Origin of the sequence: Aeromonas dhakensis, from assembly GCF_000820305.1 — a bacterium.
Taxonomy (GTDB): Bacteria; Pseudomonadota; Gammaproteobacteria; order Enterobacterales; family Aeromonadaceae; genus Aeromonas; species Aeromonas dhakensis.
Genome location: NZ_CDBH01000069.1, coordinates 1 through 23,639, shown reverse-complemented (window position 1 = coordinate 23,639; position 23,639 = coordinate 1). Strand labels below are relative to the sequence as shown.

Below are 23,639 nucleotides of genomic sequence, written 5' to 3'. Positions count from 1 at the left end.
TTATCGAGCGCCAAAGCCAGTCAAAATAGTTCGTATTGTTTTAAACACAATCAGAACATCCAACCATAATGAAAAGTGTTTGATATAATAAAAGTCATGTTCAATCTTAATTCTTGTATCATCTGCATCAGCAGCATACCCATGTACTACCTGAGCCCACCCACTGATGCCAGGCCGTACTATATGTCGATACATATAAAATGGTATCTCACGATCAAATTGATCTACAAAGGTTCTCTGCTCTGGTCTGGGACCAATTAGACTCATATCACCCTTTAATACGTTGAAAAACTGTGGTAGTTCATCAATTCTTAACTTTCTAATCACTTTCCCTACACGGGTGACGCGCATGTCATCACTTTGTGCAAACTGGGCACCATCTTTCTCCGAATCACGACACATGCTTCTGAATTTATAAATACAAAAGTCTTTATTTCCCATTCCAACACGATTCTGTAAAAATAAAACTGGCCCGGGACTTTCCAATTTTATTAGAATTGCTGTTATCAGCATTACAGGAGAGAGAACTGGGATTGCTATAAGTGCAATAATAATATCCAAGCAACGCTTTATTGGAGTATACATGGGAGAAGGTAACAGAGAACCCAGTTGATTCTCATGCATATGATCTATCTTCACACGACCAGTCAGACTCTCACCAATCTGCTTGATGTGATAGACAGGAATGTGCGCCAGTGCGCAACGCGCCAGAAAACGCTCCCAATCACCAGCCAGATTATTATCATGAAGATCTGCCACAACAGCATCATACCGGATCGCCCCCAAGTCCGGATGCTCTAGAATTCGCCATTCTGCGGCATTGTTTTTTAGCAATGAATGATAATCACCAAATGGCAACAATGCATATTTTGGGATTCTGTATCTGCGACCTATAAAATAGACAGCCCAACAGCACAGTAGAGCTAAAATATATGATTCAAATAAAACTTGCCGGCTATATTCCAAACGAATAAAAAACAGTATACCGACGAGAACGCCATAGACTCCAGTGACAGTTGGAATCATATATGAAACAGGGCTTGCGCCAGGATAACGAAGTATTCTGTGCAGAATAATCCCTGTCAATATGAAAGCCAAAAATGCACCAACAAGTGTATTTATTCGTACAGGATCAAGATTCTCCCAAAAGCCCCATCCCCAACGCTCAAGTCCGGGAATCAACACAGAGAAGAAAGCCCCCATCAAAAAGAGGACAGGAGAGCTGAAAAAAAATCTTTCATACCAACGGGAGTGGCGTCTTTGATAACTTATAATAGTCACATTAGTCCCCAGTTCTCTAAAATTTAACTATTTTCTTAACAGAACACGATATACTTTTTTTCTAAACTCGCCAGGTAGCAATCTAATTGGAAGCCTAATTAATAAGTTTCTTATAAATTCGAAACATGATATGAAGCCTATATCATAAAAACGCTTCTGCACAGATATCTCTGAAAGTGCATACTTCACCCCACCTCTACGCACCTCCATTCCATTTCCTGTTCTCGCATAAACAAGAATCTCAGGGATATTCAACACAAGAAAATTTTTAATTATCATTCTAACCCATAGAGCATAGTCTTCATATAAATAATCATCTTGATAACCACCTGCAGCCATGACAGCCGATTTTCTAAAAGCAACCGACATATGATTCATTGGATTACGATACTTTGCATAACTTCTGATCTCATCATATAGACAAGGTACAGTCTTTATTGCATGGTATTCTTCAGTGCGTTCATCAAACTCGGCAACATATGCTCCCAACAGTTTTATATCTTGGTTTTCTTTAAAATGTGAAATTTGAATTTCAAACCTATTAGGAGTACAGATATCATCTGTATCCATTCTAAAGACGATGTCATTATTACATACTTCAAGGCCTTTATTTAGTGCTTGACCAAGGCCAATATTTTTATCTAATGGTAAAATAGTAATTGGTAATTTACTCTTCCATCGAGTAACAACCATCCCTAACTCATCAGGTATCGGACCATCATAAACAAGAATAATTTCATTTGCTTGGAGAGTTTGATTGAACAAACTCTCCAAGCACTGTTCCAAAAAATATGGATTTTCTTTAAAGTATAGAGACATCAAAACACTAAAAGACATGATAGAGCCTAATGGAAATTAATTAATGTTTAGCATTTTTTTGCTGAAATTTAAGGCACACCTACTTGAAAAAATCACGAATGCCTTTAAGAAAGAACTGTCTTCGTTTCTTGCTCTCTTGATAAAAAAAGGAAAAAATTATAAATCTAAGTGGAAACAAGCAACATTGAGAGATTTTCCATCGAATTGGCACATAATTCAATGTTAGCATTCTTAATAGGTTTCTAGTCTGAAAGTAGTGTCGTATTGGCGATGGTATCCCCAACTTTAATAGCTTTAGGTCTAACACCCCCTCCCCAAGATGGTGGGTAAATTTAACTGAAGAATCAATGACGATGGAATAACCCATCCCACGAGCACGCCAGCCCCATTCATAGTCTACATAATCAATAAACAGATCTGCATCAAAAACCCCCACATCAGCGAATGTTTTTACCGCTGTCACTGAGCAGGAGCTCATTAGGTTTTCTGCAAAGAAAAATCTATTTTGACCAGGAATAGTCTTCTTTAAATCCAACCCACCAGCTTGATCAGGCATTGCACACACTGCCGATATCTTGTACCCAAGGCCATTCAAATATTCATAATCAGCTAGCAATTCTTTTATCTTAAAAAACGAAATTGTACTATCGTCATCTATAAATATGACATACTCATATTCATTGGTTTTAGCGAATTTGATGGCTACGTTCTGGGCTGCAGCTATCCCTATATTACCACCATTATGCCAATAAAAAATGTTATCTATTTTCCCATCATCAAATAACAGCTTCTCGGCACTATTATCAGAAATGAATACATCTATACTTTCCGATATTTTAATAACATTTTCAAACACTAGATGCCAATCTGGTTCATAGGTTACGACAATAGCCAGAATTTGCTTCCTTGAATGAATCATATGTTATCCTGCTTAATGTTGGTCATATAAGGATGCAAAATAAATTTTATGCATTTTTCAAACTGAAGAGCAAACAATGGAAATATCATAAATACAATAAATCCTAATAAAAATCTTCCGTATAGCAAGTCTGAAATATTGTTGGCCAGAGGTAATGTTTGGGTCATTACAAAAATTGCTGGATAAAAAATTGCTTTGTTCACCCTCATTAGCCAAGTACTAATAATACAGAGCAATATTATATTAGCTGTCACGGTTAAAATAACAACGCCCATAGAATAATCACCAAATATTGCCTTGGCTTCTCCAATCAAGAACGATGTTGCATTAACCCATGAAGCATTAGCATCAGGGAATACATGTTTTATGATGTCACTCAATGGGTCTACTTGTTGAATATCTAGTACACTTGCAAAGGGTATCCCCCAATATAAATAAATATCACTTTGTTTTGAAAAATTATATACCCAGAACATACCATCAGCTTGAGCGACGAAAAGACGATTCAATATCGAATCAACAAAGTATGATGCATCACCACCAAAATCGAATGAAATGTAAAAAAGAAAACTGATTATAATAAGTGTGAACGCTCCGCCAACAATAATACTTGTTATTTTCCCATAGCGAGCCCAGTATAACCAAAATGAGCCAATTACCATCATCACAATAGGACCTTTTTGCAAATCATATAGAATACATAATGAGGTAATTAAAAATGATAATAATACGATTTTTTTAGTACAAGTTTTGTTCAAGAATGCAATCAGACAGCTATAATATACGTACAATGGAAAATACTTAATAAAAAAATTTATTATTGGAAATGATATCCCATCATCACCACGTAATATACTTGCCTTTTGTGCTTCAGCTTCAACGACATTACCTGTGATAGCTGTTAGAAGCGGTATGTTTTTGGTAAAAAAAATCTTTGCCACTAGAATAATAAATACCAAAAAAATACCAGAAACTAAATATAATCCACGGTCATTTGAAATAGGTGCAAACTCATAGCGGCGCCCACCTATTAGAAAAGAAATAGATATGGATATGAATAAAGCAATGATGACTATGAAATAATCTATGAATACTTTATTCTTTACACTTTCGGATACAAGACTACACGTGACAGACCCAAGGCAATTTTCACCGTAGCTTATGATAAATACCCCAGGAAGAGTAAGAACTAAAATTTGAAATGCTATGACAAATCCTATCGGATGAGCTGAATATCCAAAAATAGGCCATGTTTTATAATGGCTTAAACATGCAAATATTAACGCTATAAAAAAAACCATGTATTCCATGATGATCGCTCTGCTCGCTCTACGTTAATAATTACATGACATATTATTTTTTAATTGTTTTTCTAATAAGAAAAACAAACACACTCTTTACAAAAATATACGGATGCGTTTTAATCATAATAGTAATTAATTTCAAATCTTTTAAAGCCAGAGAAAACATTTCACAGGGAAATATTTTTAAATCCTTTTTCTCTAAGAAGTGTTCATTGCCAGTCCACCCCTTATATGATTCGAGAAGATTGCCAGAACATGTCATATGATGAATCACATTCAGAAAACGCTCTCTCACCTTGTTAAAAGAATGAACCGCTTCTATTCTCTCCATTATTATATCGAGGTTATTAATGCTGAACCCAGACTGCCCGGCTTTACGCTTGTTTTCCTCTAAGGGAGTATAACCCTGGAGCGGGCTTTCGATACCAGTACAATAAACCCCATTTAAACACTGCTCAACAAATGCAGTACCACCAGGCATTGGGTGACTATCTATATATAAGTCACAATCTTTCGTCAAAGATAAATACTCAGTGTATGGCAATGTTTTTATTAATTTTAAGCGACTTAAATGTTTAAGCTTAACGGGCCACCACCAGTAGTCAGTGTAGAAATTCACACCGATTATATAGATGATCGCATTTGGATAATCAGCCAACATCTCCGATATAGCAGGAAAAATAGAGACCCCTTTGATCGGCTTAAATTTTGCCCCTGAAGCAGCAGAAATTATTTTATTCACATCATCTTTTGACTTTGGATATTTTATATTTTCACTAAAAAACTCAGAATTTTTATCTAATGGGATACCTAAGAATGAAGTAGGACAGCAAACCCCTCTCAACTTATCTATTTTTCGGCCAAAATTGCTGATCTCAAACCATATATCAGCAACAGTTACACCTACATTGAAAACATGGTCTGCATGATTTATAAAGAAACACTTAAGATCCGGATTTTTCTTTTTAGCTAATCCACATGACAATACTGATATTATATCATCCGGATGAATATTTAAAATTAGCTTATTATACTTCGCATATATATCCGATATATGAATTATTTTATTTAAAATTGATAATGAATTGGGCACTGTAATAACACTGGCAAAAAAAGATGACATTCTATTTTTTTCTTGATCCCCAGAATGTCTAGAAATCAACAAGTCCACATCTTCAACCAGCATTTCGGAGAGTCGCTCCATCAGTCTGGTATGTCCGCCAGCAAGATATGGCTCACTAATAACAAATAAAATTTCGCCATCTTCATTGCGAACATTCTCTGACGAACCAATGGAATCTATTACCTTAACTTGCAGATATGTCTCTATGTCAGGAAAACTATAAACCCCAACATTATTTGACCACAGCAACTTGGCCAACACCTCCGCTAAGGAAATTGCATATTCAATATCATCAGTAGAAGTAATTTTATTTTTCAACTCTAAAATTATTTTGCTGCATGAAGAGCTCATCCAACTGCCTTATTTAGCTATTTTATCAAAGTTTACGACAAAAAATGAAAAATATAATGCATAGTTTAAGGCATATGCGATGTTTACGCCGTCAACTCCAATGTGGATAATAAACAACCAAGATAGAATAACAAATGATAGTGAAAATATTATTTCTGTACTAACAAACCATTTCACTGCACCACGAGATAGCATAGGATACGCAACAAGCCAGCTCGCTATTTTTATTACATCGCCAACGAGTTGAATAGAAAAAAGCTCACGGGCAGGTGAAAAAGTTGATGTAAATAGAAGAGATATAGCTATGTCTCTACATAAATAAACTCCACCAGCACTGATAGCAACTAGTGGCATAATAATTTTAGCTGTACCAATAATTTCAGCCTTGATGGCCGTCACGTTATTTAATGATGACAATCGAGGTAAATAGTAAGTGCCAAGAGCCATTGTAATTACAGCTAAATATGCTTCCGATATCTTCCACACGGCCTGCCAATAACCAGCAACCTCCCAACCAACATTGGCCACCAGAATATTTCTAATTAAAATCAACGCCACAGGAGCAGTCAGAGCAGAAGTCACTGCCATCAGCACATAGCCACCTATTGCCTTACGGTGTATATGCTCAGTTTTCCCCCACCAATAACGCATTTTAAACCAAGGCTGCCGCAGAGATATAATTAGCATAACCAAGCCTGAAATACTGCTATTTATAGCTGCAGCTATTAACGCTCCATGTAAATTTGACTTAATTACCAGTCCAATCATGACAACAGTTGTCACACATACCGAGATCATACCAGCTATGACGTAGCGCCGATACTGCTGCTGACCATTTATAACTGATGCGATTAACGTATTCGCGGCAGAAAAGGGAAGTGCACAACAAGATATAATAACCAACCAAATATAATCAGGATTACCGAAAAGCCAAATAGATAGTGGCTTAGCCAACAAAAATCCTAATGGAATTACTACACCTAATAATATACCAATCCACTGAATAGCAGCCTTCCACCAAGGTGCACATGCCTCATAACCATTAGCCTGATGTTCTGCAGTAAACCGCACAACACCATTTCCGGCAGGAGCTGTAACCAGGCCATTTAACATGCCCACCATGCTTTGAACTTGTCCCAACATAGCCATGCCGGTGGGGCCGGTATATACGGCCACCACCTTGGCAATAATAAATCCAGCAACCATTCTCAGCAGGGTCAATAATGCTGTAAATGCTGTTACTGTTAACAAGCGTCTCATTCAATAAATCCATTCACCGCCGCAATGACTCGAGTTACAGCCTCTTCAGACATTGTGGGATCCATGGGAAGAGATAAAACTTGCCGATGCAACCGTTCTGTAACCGGTAACGTCATGTGGTTAAATATTTTATATGCATCTTGCTTATGAGGTGGTATAGGATAATGGATAAGGGTTTGGATATCACAAGACTGCAAATGTGATTGCAGTGCCTCACGAGTAGCACTTTGGATGACAAAAAGATGCCACACATGACTCTCTGGATTATAAAATGTAGGTAGTTTAACTGCTGGATTAGTAATTTCAGTACAGTAACGTGCTGCTATTTCTTGGCGACGAGTGGTATCACTCTCCAGATAAGCAAGCTTTACCCTGAGCATAGCAGCCTGAATTTCATCCAAACGACTATTTACTCCCTGATATAGATTCTCATACTTTTTATGAGAACCATAGTTGCGCAATGCACATACAACTTCAGCTAAAGAATCATCATTGGTGGCAATAGCGCCAGCATCCCCCAAGGCACCTAAGTTTTTACCCGGATAGAAACTGAATGCTGCCGCATCACCCCAGTTGCCGGCCTTACACCCATCAATCATGGCTCCATGGGCTTGGGCACAATCTTCAAGTACCAGCAGATTATGCTCTTCCGCAATATTCATTATCTCACGCATTGGAGAAAGCTGGCCATAAAGATGTACCGGTAAAATGGCTTTGGTTTTTTTCGTAATAGCTGCACGAACTATTTCTGGGCATAGATTGTAAGTATTTGGATCGGGTTCAACCAATACTGGAACAAGATCATTTTGAGTGATAGCAAGAACAGACGCAATATAGGTATTTGCCTGAACAATGACTTCATCACCAGCTTTCAGCTTACCCTGCTCTTTCCAAGCATCCAGAACCAGAATAAGTGCATCCAAGCCATTCGCAACGCCCAAAACATGCTTTACGCCACAGTAGTTTGAAAACTCATGTTCAAACTGAGATAGTTCATTACCCATAATATACCAACCTGAATCGATGACACGAGCGCATGCATCCTTCAATTCTTGTTGATAACGGGAATTCACATTTTTAAGATCGAGGAAGTTAATCATTTTTCTCACTCTGGAATATAAATTTCTGCAATGCCAGTGATTACTTTTGATTTGCCTACCTTACAATAGGTATCAAAAAATACTCTACGCTTATCTATATCAATGGACGTGACTTCTACTGTAGCAGTAACAGTATCGCCAATATATACAGGTTTTCTGAATTTCAAGCTTTGTGCAACGTATACACATCCCTGTCCTGGTAATTTAGTACCAAATAATGCAGAGAAGAAGCTAGAGCTTAACATTCCATGGGCAATCCGCTTGCCAAATCTAGATTCATTTGCATATACCTCATCCATATGAACAGGGTTTTTGTCCCCAGATATCCCCGAAAAGTCTTTTACATCGGCATCAGTAATCGTTTGAGAGTATGATTCACTCATACCTATTTTAATATCTTCTAATTTATACATCTTGTGAAAACTCCTTCACCCACTGTTGAACTACATCCTCAGGATAACCACGAGTAAAATGTGCTCTCCATGGGTAAGCCGGTTTTCTGGAGCCATCTTTTAACTTCAGCTTGGATGTAGCACCAACGGCTTTTGCCGGAGCTCCTGCATAAATAGTATCAGCTTCCGTTATCCCAGACAGAGATGAATGAGCACCGATCAAACACCCTTCTGCAATATAAGCACCAGGCAAGATAACTGACATTGTTGCAATAACTGCATAGTCACTAACTGTCACACCTTGCATTACATTACTTGGTGGATGAGGATCATTAGTGAGTACAACGTATGGAAATATCCATACAAAATTACCAATTTTACTATGCTGACCTATATGTACATTACTGTGTGTTCTAACATAGTCACCGATCTGACAATGACCTTGAATATCAGACAAAGTACCTATTTGCAGGTTTTTTCCAGCAATGGTTTTCTCGCGAACAGTCACCCTATGACCAGTTACTAATGATGCACCAAAAACAGACCCTTCATAGAATACACTATGAGAACGGATGTGTGATTTTCTACCTATATGTAATCGCTCACCACCAGAGAGACTATTACTAACTCCGATTTCACAAAATGCTTCAATAATAGTGTCATCCTCAATAGAAACATTATCATAAATGATAGTGTATGCGCCTATTGAAACATTTTTACCGATCACAGCTTTATCAGAAACAATAGATGTTGGGTGAATCATTTCTTTGATGCCTCTCTAAACACCTGATAATCTCGTACGTAATCATTTTCATCATATAGTTGGTCCGCCAAGACCATCAACACACAGTCATCAGAGAAATCATACATTTCACGCCACATAAATGATTCAATAAGCAGACCCTGAGCTGGATTATCCAGCAAGATTTCAACTCGCTCATGACCATCATCAAGCAAAAAACGACAAGAACCGCGGACTGCTATTGCAACCTGTTTCAACGTCCGATGAGCGTGAAAGCCACGTCTAACCCCTTGGTTTGTCTTGAACATGTAATAAACACGCTTGATTTCAAAAGGTATATTCCTTCCTTCTTCCAGCGCGACGAGTGAACCACGTTCATCACCATGTGTTTGTAACGGGATTAATTTCACTTGCATAAATTCATAGCCTCAACATAGCTTGATAGTGGCAGTGCTACCTGATCTTTCTGCGACAGTGTTATATTTGATGTTGGCCATATAATATTTAAATCTGAGTCATTCCAGATGATGGCACCCTCACTTTCAGGATGATAATAATCTGTTGTCTTATACAAAAATTCTGCTGTTTCGCTTAGGGTTACAAAACCATGAGCAAATCCAGCGGGTATCCAAAGTTGTCTTTTATTTTCGGCAGATAAATGCACACCAACCCAACGCCCAAAATATGGGGAGTCAGGACGGATATCTACTGCAACGTCATATACTTCACCGGAAATACAGCGCACTAATTTACCTTGAGCATGAGGAGCTGCTTGATAATGCAATCCACGCAAAACACCTTGGCTTGATTTGGAGTGATTATCTTGTACAAATGTGACCGCATACCCTACAGCCTTTTCAAACTGCAGATGGTTGAAACTTTCAAAGAAAAAGCCACGCTCATCGCCAAAAACCTTAGGTTCAAAGAGCAAAACCTCAGGAATTTCAGTTTGAATACATTTCATTCAGATTATTTCCCTTTGATCATCTTAAGCAAGTACTGACCATATTCATTTTTGGCAAGCGGTGCAGCCAAATTCCGAACCTGTTCTGTGTCTATGAATCCTTTCCGATAGGCAATTTCCTCTGGGCAGGAAACTTTTAATCCTTGTCTAGTTTCAATCGTCTGAATAAAATTGCTCGCCTCAATCAGGCTTTCATGAGTGCCGGTATCAAGCCAGGCATAACCACGGCCCATCATGGCCACCGACAGATTGCCTTGCTCCAGGTAGATACGGTTCACATCGGTGATTTCCAGCTCACCACGCGGCGACGGCTTCAGGCTCTTGGCGATTTCCACCACGCTCTTGTCGTAGAAATAGAGGCCGGTCACTGCATAGTTGCTCTTGGGCTCCAACGGCTTCTCTTCCAGTGAAATAGCGGTACCTTGCTTATCAAATTCCACCACCCCATAACGCTCAGGGTCATGCACATGGTAAGCAAAGACGGTGGCGCCACTCTCTTTGGCTGCTGCCGTCTCCAGCTGTTTCTGCAGGTCGTGGCCGTAGAAGATGTTATCGCCCAGTACCAATGCACAGGGGTCTGACCCGATAAACTCTTCACCCAGAATAAAGGCCTGGGCCAACCCGTCCGGGCTTGGCTGTACCTTGTATTGCAGGTTCAGACCCCACTGGCTGCCATCACCCAGCAATTGTTCGAAACGAGGGGTGTCTTGCGGGGTGCTGATGATCAAAATATCGCGAATGCCCGCCAGCATCAGGGTGCTGAGCGGGTAGTAGATCATCGGTTTGTCATAAATGGGCAACAGCTGCTTGCTCACAGCCATGGTGACTGGATAGAGACGGGTGCCGGAGCCACCAGCTAGAATAATGCCTTTACGTTTGGTCATAATGCTTGTTTCTTATTTTAAATTTCAAAAGAGAGAATGGCTTGAGGCCACACCTTTCTGTTTTATCCCTGCCAGCCAGAGTGGCATTCAATACATCCCTGGCCAGTGATTTACTTCCCCAGGATCTCGGTCAACATTCGCTCCACGCCGACCTTCCAGTCCGGCAGCACCAGATCGAAGGTGCGCTGGAATTTGCTGGTATCCAGGCGGGAGTTATGGGGGCGTTTGGCCGGGGTTGGGAAGGCGCTAGTCGGCACGGCATTGAGTTGCGTGACCGCCAGTTCAACACCGGCCTCTCTGGCGTTGGCAAACACCAGCTGGGCATAGTCAAACCAGGTGGTAGTGCCGGAGGCAATCAGATGATATAGCCCGGCGACCTCGGGCTTACTCTGCGCTGCACGGATCGCATGAGCGGTGCAATCGGCCAGCAATTCGGCACCGGTCGGGGCGCCAAACTGGTCATTGATGACCGACATCTCGCTGCGCTCCTTGCCAAAACGCAGCATGGTCTTGGCAAAGTTGGCGCCACGGGCAGCGTAGACCCAGCTGGTACGGAAGGTCAGGTGGCGCGAGCACAGGGCCGCAGCCTGCTCACCCGCCAGCTTGGTCTCGCCGTAGACGTTGAGTGGAGCGGTCGCATCGGTTTCAAGCCAAGGGCGCTCACCACTGCCATCGAACACATAGTCCGTGGAGTAGTGCACCAACCAGGATCCCAATGACTCCGCTTCTTTGGCGATAGCGGCCACGCTGGTCGCGTTGAGCAGCTCGGCAAACTCCCGTTCACTTTCCGCCTTGTCGACTGCCGTGTGGGCTGCCGCGTTCACAATGACGTCAGGTTTGACCAAGCGTACCGTTTCGGCCACACCAGCCGGATTGCTGAAGTCGCCACAGTAGTCGGTCGAGTCAAAATCGACGGCAGTGACCCGGCCCAATGGAGCGAGCGAGCGCTGCAGTTCCCAGCCAACCTGACCATTCTTGCCAAACAGCAGAATATGCATCAGGCACGCTCCCCGTAGTTTTGCTCGATCCAGGATTGATAGGACCCGCTCTTCACGTTGTTGACCCACTGCTGGTTATCCAGATACCACTGCACGGTTTTGCGAATGCCGGATTCAAAGGTCTCTTGCGGTTGCCAGGAGAGTTCGGCGCTCATCTTGCTGGCATCGATAGCATAGCGGCGATCGTGACCGGGGCGATCCGCCACATAGGTGATTTGATCGCGATAGGAGCCGGCCTTGGGCACCATTTCATCCAGCAGATCACAGATGGTATGAACGACTTCCAGATTCTGTTTCTCGTTGTGGCCGCCGATGTTGTAGGTCTCGCCGATGACACCTGTGGTGACCACGGTATAAAGCGCGCGGGCGTGATCCTCCACATAGAGCCAGTCACGGATCTGGTCGCCCTTGCCGTACACCGGCAGCGGCTTGCCATCCAGCGCATTGAGGATGACCAGCGGGATCAGCTTCTCGGGGAAGTGGAACGGGCCGTAGTTGTTGGAACAGTTGGTAACTATGGTCGGCAGGCCGTAAGTACGGCGCCAGGCTCGCACCAGATGATCACTGGAGGCCTTGGAGGCAGAATAGGGACTGCTGGGGGCATAGGGAGTGGTTTCGGTAAAGAGCGGCAGTGACACACCGGGGGCGACTTCATCCGGATGGGGCAGGTCGCCATACACCTCGTCGGTGGAGATGTGGTGGAAGCGGAAGGCCGTCTTGCGTACCTCGTCCAGACCGCTCCAGTAGGAGCGAGCCGCTTCCAGCAGCATGTAGGTACCGACAATATTGGTCTCGATGAAGTCGGCAGGGCCTGTGATGGAGCGATCGACGTGGCTCTCGGCCGCCAGGTGCATCACGGCATCCGGTTGATGCTGGGCAAACACCCGATCCAGTTCGGCGCGGTTGCAGATATCCACCTGTTCAAAGGCATAACGTTCACTGTTTGCGACACTGGCCAAGGATTCCAGGTTGCCCGCATAGGTGAGTTTATCGAGGTTGATAACTGAATCGTTGGTATCCCGGATGATATGACGAACAACCGCCGAGCCGATAAAGCCTGCGCCACCAGTGACAAGAATCTTCATAGTTATGCTCTTGAAAAGTAATAGAAATTTGGTTCTTTTTGAACCTGTTACCATTGTTCATGGTGGTGAAAATGCTCGCTCAAATTGAGCGAATTTCTGGCACCGGCCATGAAAAAGACAATAGCTACCGCCCCTGGGTTACAGCCCCCAGATTGCTGCTTTTGACCGGATTGTGTGTGCTGTTGGCCATATGCCCTCCAGCTTGGGAAAATTCTGTCACCGCTCCCTGATGACAAAAGTGCGATTTATCTTGCACATTCAACGTGCCGGTTCACAAAAATACCGCCGTCAATTGTTGCCATGCCCCAAGGGCAAAACCCGAATTTTAACGCCTTTCCTGGCCGCTTGAACAGCCAAAACAACCATTCATAGAGTAAGTGACTTGCCCCCTATCCAGCAGCGTGGCTCTGTTTAGCAAGCAAAAAAAATGATAATTCAATGCAACAAAGGAGCATTTTGAATGCCAACCTAGAACATTGCCCGCTGGACTCAAAAGTAAAAGGTGCATCAGCGTGGAGCGCGTTCACAAGACCACCATTTCTTGCCAATCCGGATGGAGACACGTAACACTTTCTTACAATCACCCCCGCCACACACGCAAAAATGCAGCTCTTCCACCAGAGTCTGATACCGATCACAACGCTGTCTGCACGACGTATTATGTCACTTGGGCTTCATATGTATATGTTTTTACAGCAAACAAACAGGGCGAACCTGATGGTTCGCCCTGGGACGGTAAGATAACGCAAGGAGGGAAGTGTGGCTACTGTCAGCTTTTTCCTTTGCTACCCTCGCTATCGGCAGCTTGCCAGCCACCGCCGACGGCCTTGTAGAGCGCGACCTGGTTGCTGAGCTGCGCCAGACGGGTAGTGATCAGCCCTTGTTTGGCACTGAACAGCGAACGCTGGGCATCAAGCCGGGTGAGATAACTGTCCACCCCCTTCTCGTAGCGTACCTCTGCCAGCTTGAAGTAGGTCTGACTCGCCTTCACCAGCGCCTGCTGGGCCTGCAGTTGCTGCTGATAGTCAGCCTGGGCGCCGAGCGTATCCGCCACTTCCTTGAAAGCGGTCTGGATGCTCTTCTCGTAGCTCGCCACCGCCTGCTTGGTGCTCACCTCGGCTACATCCAGATCCGCGATGCGCTTGCCACCGTCAAAGATCGGCAGATTGATCTGCGGCATAAAGGTCCAGGTACCAGTGCCACCGTCAAACAGCCCACTCAACTGGTTGCTGGCGGTGCCCGCCGTCGCGGTCAGCGAGATAGTCGGGAAGAAGGCCGCACGGGCGGCGCCGATATTGGCATTGGCCGCTTTCAGGCTGTGCTCGGCCGCCAGGATGTCCGGGCGCTGTTGCAGCAGGCTGGAGGGGGCACCCACCGGGATGGCCGCCAGCTGCACCTCGGCCAGGGTCGCCGGCTCGGTCATCAGTACAGGGACGCCTGTCCCGAGCAGCAGCGCCAGGCCATTTCTGTCCTGTTTCACCTGCCGTTGATACTGGGCCAGGCTCACCTTGGCGCTCTCTAGCGCGGTACGGCCCTGAGCCAGCTCCATCTCGGAGGCGGCCCCCAGCCGGTACTTGTGCTCGGTCAGACTATAGCTCTCCTGCTCGGTGGCCAGGGTCGCCTCGCTCAGCGCCAGCAACTCCTGATCCGCCAGCAGGGTGAGATAGGCGTTGGCCACCGAGGCCACCAAGGCTATCTGGGTGCTGCGCTGGGTCTCGATTTGCGCCAGATAGGTCTCCAGCGCCTGATCTTTGAGGCTCTGGATCCGGCCGAACAGGTCCAGCTCGTAGGCGGTGATGCCGATGTTGGCGCCGTACTGGCTGCTGATGGTGCCCTGCCCCGTGCTGCTGAGATCGTCCGATCCCTGCTGGCGGGTACCCGAGCCATTGGCAGCCAGGGTCGGCAGCTGTGCCGCCCGCTGGATCCGGTATCTGGCCTCGTAGGCCTCCACGTTGAGGGCCGCGATACGCAGATCCCGGTTGTTCTCGAGGGCCGTGGCGATCAACTGCTGCAGGGCGGGATCGAGGAACTGCTGGCGCCAGGAGGAGACGGCCGCCTCCCCCGTCTGGTTGCTCTGCCAGGTGGCGCCTTGCGGCAGCTCGGGGCGCTGGTAATCGGGGGCCATGGAACAGCCCCCCAACAGCAGAGTCACGCTCAAGGCGATCAGAGTCTTAGTCATGTTTGATCTCCTCGGCATGGGCCAGACGCGCTTGCTTGGTACTGTGCTTGGTGAAATAGCGCATCACCAGCACGAAGAACAGCGGCACGAAGAAGATGGCCAGCACGGTGGCACTGATCATCCCCCCCATCACGCCGGTACCGATGGCGTTGCGGCTGCTGGCGCCGGCGCCGGTACTGATCACCAGCGGCAATACGCCGAGGATGAAGGCGAGCGAGGTCATCAGGATCGGACGCAGGCGCAGGCGCGCCGCCTCCACCACGGCTTCACTCAGCCCCATACCCCTGTCATAGAGCTCCTTGGCGAACTCGACGATGAGGATCGCGTTCTTGGCCGACAGCCCTATGGTGGTGAGCAGGCCCACCTGGAAGTAGACGTCGTTCTCCAGCCCCCGCAGGGTAGCAGCCACAATGGCCCCCAACACCCCGAGCGGCACCACCAACATCACCGAGAACGGAATGCTCCAGCTCTCGTAGAGGGCGGCCAGACAGAGGAACACCACCAGCAGGGAGATGGCGTAGAGGGCCGGCGCCTGGGAGCCCGCCTGCCGCTCCTGATAGGAGAGACCGGTCCACTCGATGCCGATGCCTTCCGGCAGCTGCTTCACCATCTGCTCGATGGCGGCCATGGCGTCACCGGTACTCTTGCCCGGTGCCGCTTCCCCGACGATCTCCATCGCCGGCACGCCGTTGTAACGCTCCAGTCGTGGCGAGCCGAAGCTCCAGTCGGTGCTGGCAAAGGCGGAGAAAGGCACCATCTGACCGGCGCTGTTGCGCACGTACCAGAGCTTGAGATCTTCCGGGTTCATCCGGAAGGGGGCATCCGCCTGCAGATACACCTTCTTGACCCGACCTCTGTCGACGAAGTCGTTCACATAGGCAGAGCCCCAGGCACTGGAGAGCGTGCTGTTGATGTCGCTGATGGAGAGCCCCTGCGCCAGCGCCTTCTCGTAGTCGATCTTGATGTCGAGCTGGGGAGTATCTTCCATCCCGTTCGGGCGCACCCGCACCAGGTTGGGATCCTGCGCCGCCATGCCGAGCAGCTGGTTGCGCGCCGCCATCAGCTTGTCGTGGCCCACACCGGCCCGATCCTGCAGATAGAAGTCAAAGCCGGTGGCCGTCCCGAGCTCCGGGATGGGGGGCAGGTTGAAGGCGAACACCTGGGCTTCCTTGATGCTGAACAGGTAGCCCATGGCGCGGCCGATGATGGCATTGGCGCTGCGATCCGGCGTGTTGCGCTCCTTCCAGTCTTTCAGCTTGATGAAGGCCATGCCGCTGTTCTGACCGCTACCGGCGAAGCTGAAGCCCGCCACCGTCAGCACGGAGTCGACGTTCTCCTTCTCGTTCTTCATGAAGTAGTCGCGCATGTCGGCCAGCACCACCTCGGTGCGCTGCTTGGTGGCACCGACCGGCAGCTGCACCATGGACATGATGACCCCCTGATCCTCTTCCGGCAGGAAGGAGGTGGGCATGCGCATGAACAGGATGGCCAGTACCGCCAGCATGGCGGCATAGATGATGCCGTAGCGCACCCCTTGCTTGACCACCTTGCGCACGCCGCTCTGGTAGCGGTTGGCGCTGGCGTCGAAGGCCCGGTTGAACCAGCCGAAGAAACCGCGCTTGGCACCGAACTCGCCATGCTTGATGGGCTTGAGCAGGGTGGCGCACAGGGCCGGGGTCAGGATCAGCGCCACCAGCACCGACAGCACCATGGCCGAGACGATGGTGAGGGAGAACTGGCGATAGATAGCACCGGTGGAGCCACCGAAGAAGGCCATCGGCACGAACACCGCCGAGAGCACCAGGGCGATCCCCACCAGGGCGCCGGTGATCTGGGTCATCGACTTGCGGGTCGCTTCGAGCGGAGAGAGATCCTCCTCGCTCATCAGGCGCTCCACGTTCTCCACCACCACGATGGCGTCATCCACCAGGAGGCCGATGGCCAGCACCAGACCGAACATGGTCAGGGTGTTGATGGAGAAGCCGAACGCCGCCATGACGCCGAAGGTCCCCAGCAGCACCACGGGCACCGCTATGGTCGGGATCAGGGTGGCGCGGAAGTTCTGCAGGAACAGATACATCACGCAGAACACCAGGAAGATCGCCTCCACCAGGGTCTGCACCACCTCCTCGATGGAGATCTTCACGAACGGCGTGGTGTCGTAGGGGTAAACGATCTCCATGTTGGCCGGGAAGTAGGCGGAGAGCTCGCCCAGCTTGCTGCGCACCTTCTCGGCGGTATCCAGCGCGTTGGCACCGGTCGCCAGCTTGATGGCCACCGCCGCGGTGGGTTGCCCGTTGTAGAGCGCCTCGGCATCGTAGCTTTCACCGGCCAGCTCAACCCGGGCCACGTCTTTGAGCCGCACCTTGGAGCCGTCCTGGTTCACCCGCAGCAGGATGTCGTTGAACTGCGCCACGGTGGAGAGCCGGGTCTGCCCCATGATGGTGGCGGTGAACTGCTGATCGGTCACCGCCGGGGTGCCCCCCAGCTTGCCAAAGGCCACCTGGGTGTTTTGCGCCTTGATGGCGGTCTGCACGTCACCCGGGGTCATCTGCACCCGGTTGAGCTTGTTGGGATCGAGCCAGACCCGCATGGAATACTGGCTGCCGAACAAGGTGATGTCCCCTACCCCGTCCAGACGACTGAGCGGCTCCTTGATGTTGGCCACCACATAGTCGGCCAGGTCATCGTTGGTCATGGCGCCATCTTTGGAGATGAAGGCGGCCACCATCAGGAAGCTGCTGGAGGTCTTCTGGACCCGGATCCCCTGCTGCTGCACCTCTTGCGGCAACAGCGACATGGCTTGCTGCAGCTTGTTCTGTACCTGCACCTGAGCGATGTCGGGGTCGGTTCCCGGTTGGAAGGTGAGGGTCACCGACACCCGGCCGGAGGAGTCCGACTGGGAGGACATGTAGAGCAGGTGATCCAGACCGGTCATGTTCTGCTCGATGATCTGGGTCACCGAGTCTTCCACCGTCTTGGCGGAGGCCCCTGGGTAGCTGGCGGAGATGCCCACCGCCGGCGGCGCAATGCTCGGATACTGGGCAACCGGCAGGCCTATGATGGCCAGGCTGCCCGCCAGCATGATCACCAGGGCGATCACCCAGGCGAAAATGGGTCTGTCTATGAAAAATCGTGCCATGAGGCGACTACTCCATCCTACTTGTTGACCGGGGCATTGGCCGGCGCCTGGGCAGACGGCGCAGCGGCGCCCTGTTCAGCCGGCGCCACGACAACCCCGGGTTTTACCTTTTGCAGGCCGGCGACGATAACCCGCTCACCCGCCTTGAGACCGGATTCCACCACCCAGTCGCTGCCGACGATGCGGCCCAGCTGCACTTCACGCAGCTCCACCTTGTTGTCCGCCGTCACCACCATCACGGTAGCGCCGCCTTTCGGGGTACGGGTCACCGCGGTCTGCGGCACCAACAGCCCTTCGGCGCGCTCGCCCTCCTGCAGGGTGGCACGCATGAACATGCCGGGCAGCAGCAGCTGATGAGGGTTGGGGACGATCACCCGCAGGGTCACCATGCCGGTGGTCTCATCCACGGTCACATCGGAGAACTGCAGTGAGCCCTCTTCCCCATAGGTGGAGCCATCTTCCAGCTGGAAGCTCACCCGGGCGCCTTTCTGCTCGTCCTGGGTCAGCTTGCCGGCCGCCACCTGGCGCTTGAGGCGCAGCAGATCGGCGGTGGACTGGCGCACGTCCACATACATGGGATCGAGCTGCTGGATGGAGGTGAGGCTGTCGGCCTGCTGGGCCGTCACCAGCGCCCCCTCGGTCACCGCAGACTTGCCGATGCGGCCGCTGATGGGGGCCGTGATGCGGGTGTAGGCCAGGTTGATGTTGGCGCTCTGCAGCGCAGCCTTGGCGGCACCGATTTCGGCCAGCTGCTGCTTCCAGGCCGCGTCGGCGTCGTCATACTCCTGGCTGCTGATGGCCTTCACCTTTACCAGCTCGGCATAGCGCTTGGCCTTGAGGCGGGCGCTCTGCTCGTTGGCCTGCGCCTTGGCCAGGTTGGCCTTGGCACTGGCCACCGCAGCCTGATAGACGGCGGGGTCGATCTGGTAGAGCAGCTGACCGGCCTTGACGTCGCTGCCCTCGGTAAAGAGGCGCTTGAGAATGATGCCGCTCACCTGGGGGCGCACCTCGGCGACCCGCAGCGGGGCGCTGCGGCCGGTCAGCTCGGTGGTGAGCTGCAACGGCGCCGTGTGCAGGGTGACGACATCCACCGCGGCCGGCGGCATCGCACCGGGTCCTTGCTGGGCGGGGCCCTGTTCGCCGCAAGCGGTCAGCAGACCGCTCGCCAGCAGCGCAAGGCCGACTGAACGTGCGAGAATATGTTTATGCATGAAAAACCTGAGCCTCTGTCTATCAATGAAAAACCACAGGGTTTATAGGACCCGGTTGGTAAAATAGGAAAGATGAGGCAATATACATACATTCATAAATGTATGTAAGTGACTTTTTTTACTTTTACAAGGTGCGCAGAGAGATGGCCAGAAGAACCAAAGAAGAGGCGCAGCAGACCCGCTGCCACATCATGAGTACGGCCCTGGATCTGTTCTGCTCACAAGGCCTGGCCAAGACCAGCCTGACCGACATCGCCAGGGCCGCCGAGCTGACCCGGGGCGCCATTTACTGGCATTTCAAGAACAAGGAAGAGCTGTTCGTCTCCCTCTGGGAGGAGCTCTGCCAGCCCCTTTCCCACCAGCTCGATGCCTGCGTCTCCGAGCAGGAGCCCGACCCCCTCGGCAAGCTGCGCAGCTTCCTCAAGGGGGTGATCATCAAGATAAGCACCGAACCCGCCCATCAGCAGATGTTCACCATACTGTTCAACCTGGAGTCGCTGGAGGGAGAGGCCATCTCACTGCGCGAGCACATGCGCAGCCAGTCCAACAACTTCTTCCGGGATCTGGAGATCACCCTGGGCAATGCGGTGCGCCTCGGCCAGCTGCCGCGGGAGCTGGATCTGCAGCGGGCCGCCACCCTGCTGCACTGCACCCTGGATGGCTACATCATCAACTGGCTGCACTTCCCGGATCGCATCGACTTGCGCCAGGAGGCCGACTTTGTGCTGGACAACCTGTTCGCCCTGATCGCCCAGTCCGGCGGCCCGGCCACCCGCCGCACCTGACTCACAGCCGCTCAGCACGGGTCCATTGGCCGGCGCAAACACTCCCCAGTTCCCCCCCTTCCTTTGGCGCCCCGGCGCCAAATTGGCTCAAATTTGCTATAGTCACGCCCCCGAAACAGAGTAGCGTCCCCGAAAAAGTGCCCGCCATGTCCCGTTCGTCTCCCCATTGCCCGCCGATGTCCCTTGCCACCCCCTCAGCCGACCCACAATCAGTCGCGCGTCAGCAGTTTCTGGCCTTGCTCCATTGTGGAGCCCATCTGCTGGAGGCGGGCTGCGGCAAAGGCGACGATCTCTGTTTCTTTCGCCAGCAGGGGCTGGTGGTGACAGCCTTCGATGCCCGCCTGGCGCAGGCCAGAGTAGCGTCGCGGCGCAGCGGTCAGCCGGTGCGGGTCTGCCGCATCGATCAGCTGCGCAGCGTGGTGCCCTATGACGGCATCTGGGCGCGCGGGGCATTGCCACTGCTCGCGGCCAGCGAGCTCAGCAACGCGCTGGCGCACCTGGCTGGCCTGCTCAAGCCTGCCGGGCCGCTCTACTGCGCCTTTCCCCACCCCAGTGGCCAGCCGGCCTCCAGCGACGGCACGCCTGAAGCCGCCTCTCCCTTAGCCGAAGATCGCCTCTCCCGACTCGATGAGGAGGGGCTGCGCCGGCTCATCGCCCCGCTGCCGCTGCAACTGCAGCAGTGCTGGGAGAGCGAGCAGACGGATGGCCGCTGGCTGCACGCCCTGCTGCTTCGCAGCTGAAGGGCCGCACCAAATTAATCACCCGCAGCACTTCGCGATCGCCTGGCCAGTGGCTATCACCACCACGATCATATTTAACAATATTTAACTCGACATTAACGCACCTACGACAGACATGATGCGGATTTTGTGTTAAAAAGCGGCATTAAAATCAAAATTAAATAACAAATCAGACACTAACACCTGGATTTACTTATGAAACTTGTCCTCAAACTGGTTGCCGGCATCCTCGCCGGTCTCTTGCTCGGTCTCTACGCCCCTGAATGGGTCGCACGCGTGCTGTTTACGGCCAAGACAGTCATAGGTCAGCTGATCACCTTCACCATTCCGCTCATCATCCTCTTCTTCATCATGAGCGGCATCGCCAGCCTGCCGAAGAACTCCGGCAAGCTGCTGGGCAAGACGGTCGCCCTCTCCTACTGCTCCACCATACTGGCCGGCCTGTTCGCCTTTACCGTGGCCAGCAACCTGATCCCGCGTCTGACCAGCGCCGCCGAGTCCACCGCCGAGAGCGCTATCAAGCTCACCTCCTACATCAATCTGGAGATCCCGCCGCTGTTCGGGGTGATGTCGGCACTGGCCGCCGCCTTCGTATTCGGCATCGGCATCAGCGCCACCCAGGCCACCGATCTGCGCCGGGTCGCCGATCAGGGCCGCGACATCATCGACCGCCTGCTGGCCAAGGTGATCATCCCGCTGCTGCCGTTTTACATCGCCGGCGTCTTCGTCGAGATGACGGTGGAAGGCACCGTGTTTGCCACCCTGAAGACCTTCGGCGTAGTGCTGGTGATGGCCATCATCATGCACTGGCTCTGGCTCTCCGTACTGTTCGTCGGCACCGGTCTGGCCCTGGGCCGCTCCCCGACACAGCTCATCAAGAACATGCTGCCGGCCTACTTCACCGCCCTTGGCACCATGTCCAGCGCCGCCACCATCCCGGTCGCCCTGCAGGCCAGCAAGAACAACGGCGTGAGCGCCGGCATCGCCAACTTCACCGTGCCGCTGTGCGCCACCATTCACCTGTGTGGCTCCACCATCACGCTGGTGACCTGTGCCACCGCCGTGATGTTCCTCTCCGAGCATCTGGCCATTCCGGGCATCGGCACCATGCTGCCCTTCATCATGATGCTGGGTGTCATCATGATTGCCGCCCCGGGTGCCCCGGGTGGTGGCGTCATGTCCGCATTGGGACTGCTCACCTCCATGCTGGGGTTCGGTGAGGCCTCCATCGCCCTGATGATCGCCCTCTACCTGGCCCAGGACAGCTTCGGCACCGCCTGCAACGTCACCGGCGACGGCGTGATTGCCCTGTGGGCCGATCGTTTCGCCCAGAGCGGCGAGACAGCCCTCAGCGCCGAGCAAGACGCGGCCTGATAGCGCAAGCCCATAAAAAAACGGGAGCCATCGGCTCCCGTTTTTTGTTGACGCTCAGCGCTAATCAACCGCGGCGGCGGATCACCCCCTCCTGGGCCGTGCTGGCCACCAGCACCCCATCGCGGGTGAAGAACTGGCCGCGCACCAGGCCACGACCGGCGCTGGCGCTCGGGCTGTCCACCACGTAGAGCAGCCAGTCGTCCAGCCGGAAGTCCCGGTGGAACCACATGGAGTGGTCTATGGTGGCCACCTGCATGTCCGGCTCCCAGTACGACACGCCGTGGGGCTGCAGGGCGGTGAACAGGAAGTGGAAGTCGGAGGCATAGGCCAGCAGGTATTTGTGCACCCGCTGATCGTCCGGCATCTGGCCATTGGCCTTGAACCAGACGTGGCGCACAGGCTCGTGCACGTCGGGGCGGATCGGGTCGACCAGGGTCACCGGGCGAATTTCGATGGGCTTCTCGCACATGATCTTGTCGCGCAGGGCGGGCGGGATCTGCTGCTCGTAGGGGCGCACCAGCTCCAGTTCGCTCTTGAGCTGCTCGGGGGGCGTGATCCCCGCCGGCATGGCGATCTGATGTTCAAACCCCTCGGCCTCGACCTGGAAGGAGGCGTTGAGATAGAAGATGGGCTTGCCGCTCTGAATGGCTTTGACCCGGCGGGTGGAGACGGTCTGACCGTCGCGGATGTTCTCCACGTCGTAGACGATGGGACGGTTGGCATCGCCGGGGCGCAGGAAGTAGGAGTGGAAGCTGTGCACCTGGCGATCGCTGGCCACCGTCTGCTTGGCGGCTGACAAGGCCTGCCCCATTACCTGTCCACCAAACACGGCCCGCAGACCGAGATCCTGGCTCTGGCCCCGAAACAGGCCCTCCTCGATTTTTTCGAGCGCCAGCAACGCCAGCAGCTCATCAAGTACCTTGCTCATTATTATCTCCTGTGTCAGTGCCGGAAGGCTAACAAGCCCGCCCCCGCCGGGCAACCAC

General features: G+C 50.9%; 21 protein-coding genes. 3 read left to right on the top strand and 18 right to left on the bottom strand.

What is annotated here, in order from left to right; genetic code table 11:
* The 17 genes from BN1143_RS22240 to BN1143_RS20035 form a co-directional block, all read right to left on the bottom strand.
* A complete protein-coding gene (locus tag BN1143_RS22240; RefSeq protein ID WP_231570708.1) occupies positions 1-1,281 on the bottom strand; it encodes a sugar transferase in 1,281 nt (426 codons plus the stop codon).
* Positions 1,282-1,308: 27 nt separating this feature from the next.
* A complete protein-coding gene (locus tag BN1143_RS22235; RefSeq protein WP_082038656.1) occupies positions 1,309-2,118 on the bottom strand; it encodes a glycosyltransferase in 810 nt (269 codons plus the stop codon).
* Between the two features lie 61 nt (positions 2,119-2,179).
* Positions 2,180-3,019, bottom strand: coding sequence for a glycosyltransferase (locus tag BN1143_RS20100; protein ID WP_042051953.1), 840 nt, complete (start codon positions 3,017-3,019; stop codon positions 2,180-2,182).
* On the bottom strand, positions 3,016-4,329 hold the full coding sequence (locus tag BN1143_RS20095; RefSeq protein ID WP_231570706.1) for a hypothetical protein: 1,314 nt from the start codon (positions 4,327-4,329) through the stop codon (positions 3,016-3,018). The genes BN1143_RS20100 and BN1143_RS20095 overlap by 4 nt, the downstream gene beginning before the upstream one ends.
* Positions 4,330-4,372: 43 nt before the next feature.
* Complete coding sequence (locus BN1143_RS22515) at positions 4,373-5,797, bottom strand: hypothetical protein (protein WP_156141329.1); 1,425 nt, start codon at positions 5,795-5,797, stop codon at positions 4,373-4,375.
* A 9-nt stretch (positions 5,798-5,806) separates the two neighbouring features.
* Complete coding sequence (locus tag BN1143_RS20090) at positions 5,807-7,057, bottom strand: O-antigen translocase (protein ID WP_042051951.1); 1,251 nt, start codon at positions 7,055-7,057, stop codon at positions 5,807-5,809.
* Entirely contained in the window at positions 7,054-8,157 is a 1,104-nt protein-coding gene (locus BN1143_RS20085; RefSeq protein WP_042051950.1) for a DegT/DnrJ/EryC1/StrS family aminotransferase, read from the bottom strand. The genes BN1143_RS20090 and BN1143_RS20085 overlap by 4 nt, the downstream gene beginning before the upstream one ends.
* Before the next feature lie 5 nt (positions 8,158-8,162).
* The gene (locus tag BN1143_RS20080) at positions 8,163-8,570 is read right to left on the bottom strand and encodes a MaoC family dehydratase (RefSeq protein WP_042051949.1); all 408 of its coding nucleotides are present in this window, start codon (positions 8,568-8,570) and stop codon (positions 8,163-8,165) included.
* Positions 8,563-9,312, bottom strand: coding sequence for an acyltransferase (locus BN1143_RS20075; RefSeq protein WP_042051948.1), 750 nt, complete (start codon positions 9,310-9,312; stop codon positions 8,563-8,565). Before BN1143_RS20075 ends, BN1143_RS20080 begins: the two co-directional genes overlap by 8 nt.
* The gene (locus BN1143_RS20070) at positions 9,309-9,707 is read right to left on the bottom strand and encodes a sugar 3,4-ketoisomerase (RefSeq protein ID WP_042051946.1); all 399 of its coding nucleotides are present in this window, start codon (positions 9,705-9,707) and stop codon (positions 9,309-9,311) included. The genes BN1143_RS20075 and BN1143_RS20070 overlap by 4 nt, the downstream gene beginning before the upstream one ends.
* On the bottom strand, positions 9,698-10,255 hold the full coding sequence (rfbC, locus tag BN1143_RS22230) for a dTDP-4-dehydrorhamnose 3,5-epimerase (protein WP_082038655.1): 558 nt from the start codon (positions 10,253-10,255) through the stop codon (positions 9,698-9,700). The genes BN1143_RS20070 and rfbC overlap by 10 nt, the downstream gene beginning before the upstream one ends.
* 5 nt (positions 10,256-10,260) lie before the next feature.
* Complete coding sequence (rfbA, locus tag BN1143_RS20060) at positions 10,261-11,139, bottom strand: glucose-1-phosphate thymidylyltransferase RfbA (RefSeq protein WP_042051943.1); 879 nt, start codon at positions 11,137-11,139, stop codon at positions 10,261-10,263.
* 110 nt (positions 11,140-11,249) lie between these two features.
* Positions 11,250-12,137, bottom strand: a complete 888-nt coding sequence (rfbD, locus tag BN1143_RS20055; RefSeq protein WP_042051941.1) for a dTDP-4-dehydrorhamnose reductase — start codon at positions 12,135-12,137, stop codon at positions 11,250-11,252.
* A complete protein-coding gene (gene rfbB / locus BN1143_RS20050) occupies positions 12,137-13,222 on the bottom strand; it encodes a dTDP-glucose 4,6-dehydratase (RefSeq protein WP_042051939.1) in 1,086 nt (361 codons plus the stop codon). Before rfbB ends, rfbD begins: the two co-directional genes overlap by 1 nt.
* Before the next feature lie 769 nt (positions 13,223-13,991).
* The gene (locus tag BN1143_RS20045) at positions 13,992-15,401 is read right to left on the bottom strand and encodes an efflux transporter outer membrane subunit (protein ID WP_042051938.1); all 1,410 of its coding nucleotides are present in this window, start codon (positions 15,399-15,401) and stop codon (positions 13,992-13,994) included.
* Positions 15,394-18,543, bottom strand: coding sequence for an efflux RND transporter permease subunit (locus BN1143_RS20040; protein WP_042051937.1), 3,150 nt, complete (start codon positions 18,541-18,543; stop codon positions 15,394-15,396). The genes BN1143_RS20045 and BN1143_RS20040 overlap by 8 nt, the downstream gene beginning before the upstream one ends.
* Before the next feature lie 17 nt (positions 18,544-18,560).
* Positions 18,561-19,754, bottom strand: a complete 1,194-nt coding sequence (locus BN1143_RS20035) for an efflux RND transporter periplasmic adaptor subunit (RefSeq protein WP_017782277.1) — start codon at positions 19,752-19,754, stop codon at positions 18,561-18,563.
* A gap of 143 nt (positions 19,755-19,897) precedes the next feature.
* On the opposite strand from BN1143_RS20035, the gene BN1143_RS20030 reads away from it, so the two are divergent.
* From BN1143_RS20030 to BN1143_RS20020, 3 genes are all read left to right on the top strand, one after another.
* Entirely contained in the window at positions 19,898-20,539 is a 642-nt protein-coding gene (locus BN1143_RS20030; protein WP_041203640.1) for a TetR family transcriptional regulator, read from the top strand.
* Between the two features lie 236 nt (positions 20,540-20,775).
* On the top strand, positions 20,776-21,279 hold the full coding sequence (locus BN1143_RS20025; protein ID WP_197069890.1) for a class I SAM-dependent methyltransferase: 504 nt from the start codon (positions 20,776-20,778) through the stop codon (positions 21,277-21,279).
* Between the two features lie 195 nt (positions 21,280-21,474).
* Complete coding sequence (locus BN1143_RS20020) at positions 21,475-22,653, top strand: dicarboxylate/amino acid:cation symporter (protein ID WP_042051935.1); 1,179 nt, start codon at positions 21,475-21,477, stop codon at positions 22,651-22,653.
* A 64-nt stretch (positions 22,654-22,717) separates the two neighbouring features.
* On the opposite strand, the gene tesB is transcribed toward BN1143_RS20020, so the two are convergent.
* Entirely contained in the window at positions 22,718-23,581 is an 864-nt protein-coding gene (tesB, locus tag BN1143_RS20015; protein WP_042051933.1) for an acyl-CoA thioesterase II, read from the bottom strand.
* Positions 23,582-23,639: the final 58 nt, after the last annotated feature.

Coding starts and splice junctions, on each gene's coding strand:
- BN1143_RS22235 (WP_082038656.1), bottom strand. CDS start 2,118: ATGTCTTTTAGTGTTTTGATGTCTCTATACTTTAAAGAAAATCCATAT.
- BN1143_RS20100 (WP_042051953.1), bottom strand. CDS start 3,019: ATGATTCATTCAAGGAAGCAAATTCTGGCTATTGTCGTAACCTATGAA.
- BN1143_RS20040 (WP_042051937.1), bottom strand. CDS start 18,543: ATGGCACGATTTTTCATAGACAGACCCATTTTCGCCTGGGTGATCGCC.
- BN1143_RS20080 (WP_042051949.1), bottom strand. CDS start 8,570: ATGTATAAATTAGAAGATATTAAAATAGGTATGAGTGAATCATACTCT.
- rfbC (WP_082038655.1), bottom strand. CDS start 10,255: ATGAAATGTATTCAAACTGAAATTCCTGAGGTTTTGCTCTTTGAACCT.
- rfbB (WP_042051939.1), bottom strand. CDS start 13,222: ATGAAGATTCTTGTCACTGGTGGCGCAGGCTTTATCGGCTCGGCGGTT.
- BN1143_RS20035 (WP_017782277.1), bottom strand. CDS start 19,754: ATGCATAAACATATTCTCGCACGTTCAGTCGGCCTTGCGCTGCTGGCG.
- BN1143_RS20095 (WP_231570706.1), bottom strand. CDS start 4,329: ATGGAATACATGGTTTTTTTTATAGCGTTAATATTTGCATGTTTAAGC.
- BN1143_RS22515 (WP_156141329.1), bottom strand. CDS start 5,797: ATGAGCTCTTCATGCAGCAAAATAATTTTAGAGTTGAAAAATAAAATT.
- BN1143_RS20090 (WP_042051951.1), bottom strand. CDS start 7,057: ATGAGACGCTTGTTAACAGTAACAGCATTTACAGCATTATTGACCCTG.
- BN1143_RS20070 (WP_042051946.1), bottom strand. CDS start 9,707: ATGCAAGTGAAATTAATCCCGTTACAAACACATGGTGATGAACGTGGT.
- BN1143_RS20030 (WP_041203640.1), top strand. CDS start 19,898: ATGGCCAGAAGAACCAAAGAAGAGGCGCAGCAGACCCGCTGCCACATC.
- tesB (WP_042051933.1), bottom strand. CDS start 23,581: ATGAGCAAGGTACTTGATGAGCTGCTGGCGTTGCTGGCGCTCGAAAAA.
- BN1143_RS20085 (WP_042051950.1), bottom strand. CDS start 8,157: ATGATTAACTTCCTCGATCTTAAAAATGTGAATTCCCGTTATCAACAA.
- BN1143_RS20045 (WP_042051938.1), bottom strand. CDS start 15,401: ATGACTAAGACTCTGATCGCCTTGAGCGTGACTCTGCTGTTGGGGGGC.
- rfbA (WP_042051943.1), bottom strand. CDS start 11,139: ATGACCAAACGTAAAGGCATTATTCTAGCTGGTGGCTCCGGCACCCGT.
- rfbD (WP_042051941.1), bottom strand. CDS start 12,137: ATGCATATTCTGCTGTTTGGCAAGAATGGTCAGGTTGGCTGGGAACTG.
- BN1143_RS20075 (WP_042051948.1), bottom strand. CDS start 9,312: ATGATTCACCCAACATCTATTGTTTCTGATAAAGCTGTGATCGGTAAA.
- BN1143_RS20020 (WP_042051935.1), top strand. CDS start 21,475: ATGAAACTTGTCCTCAAACTGGTTGCCGGCATCCTCGCCGGTCTCTTG.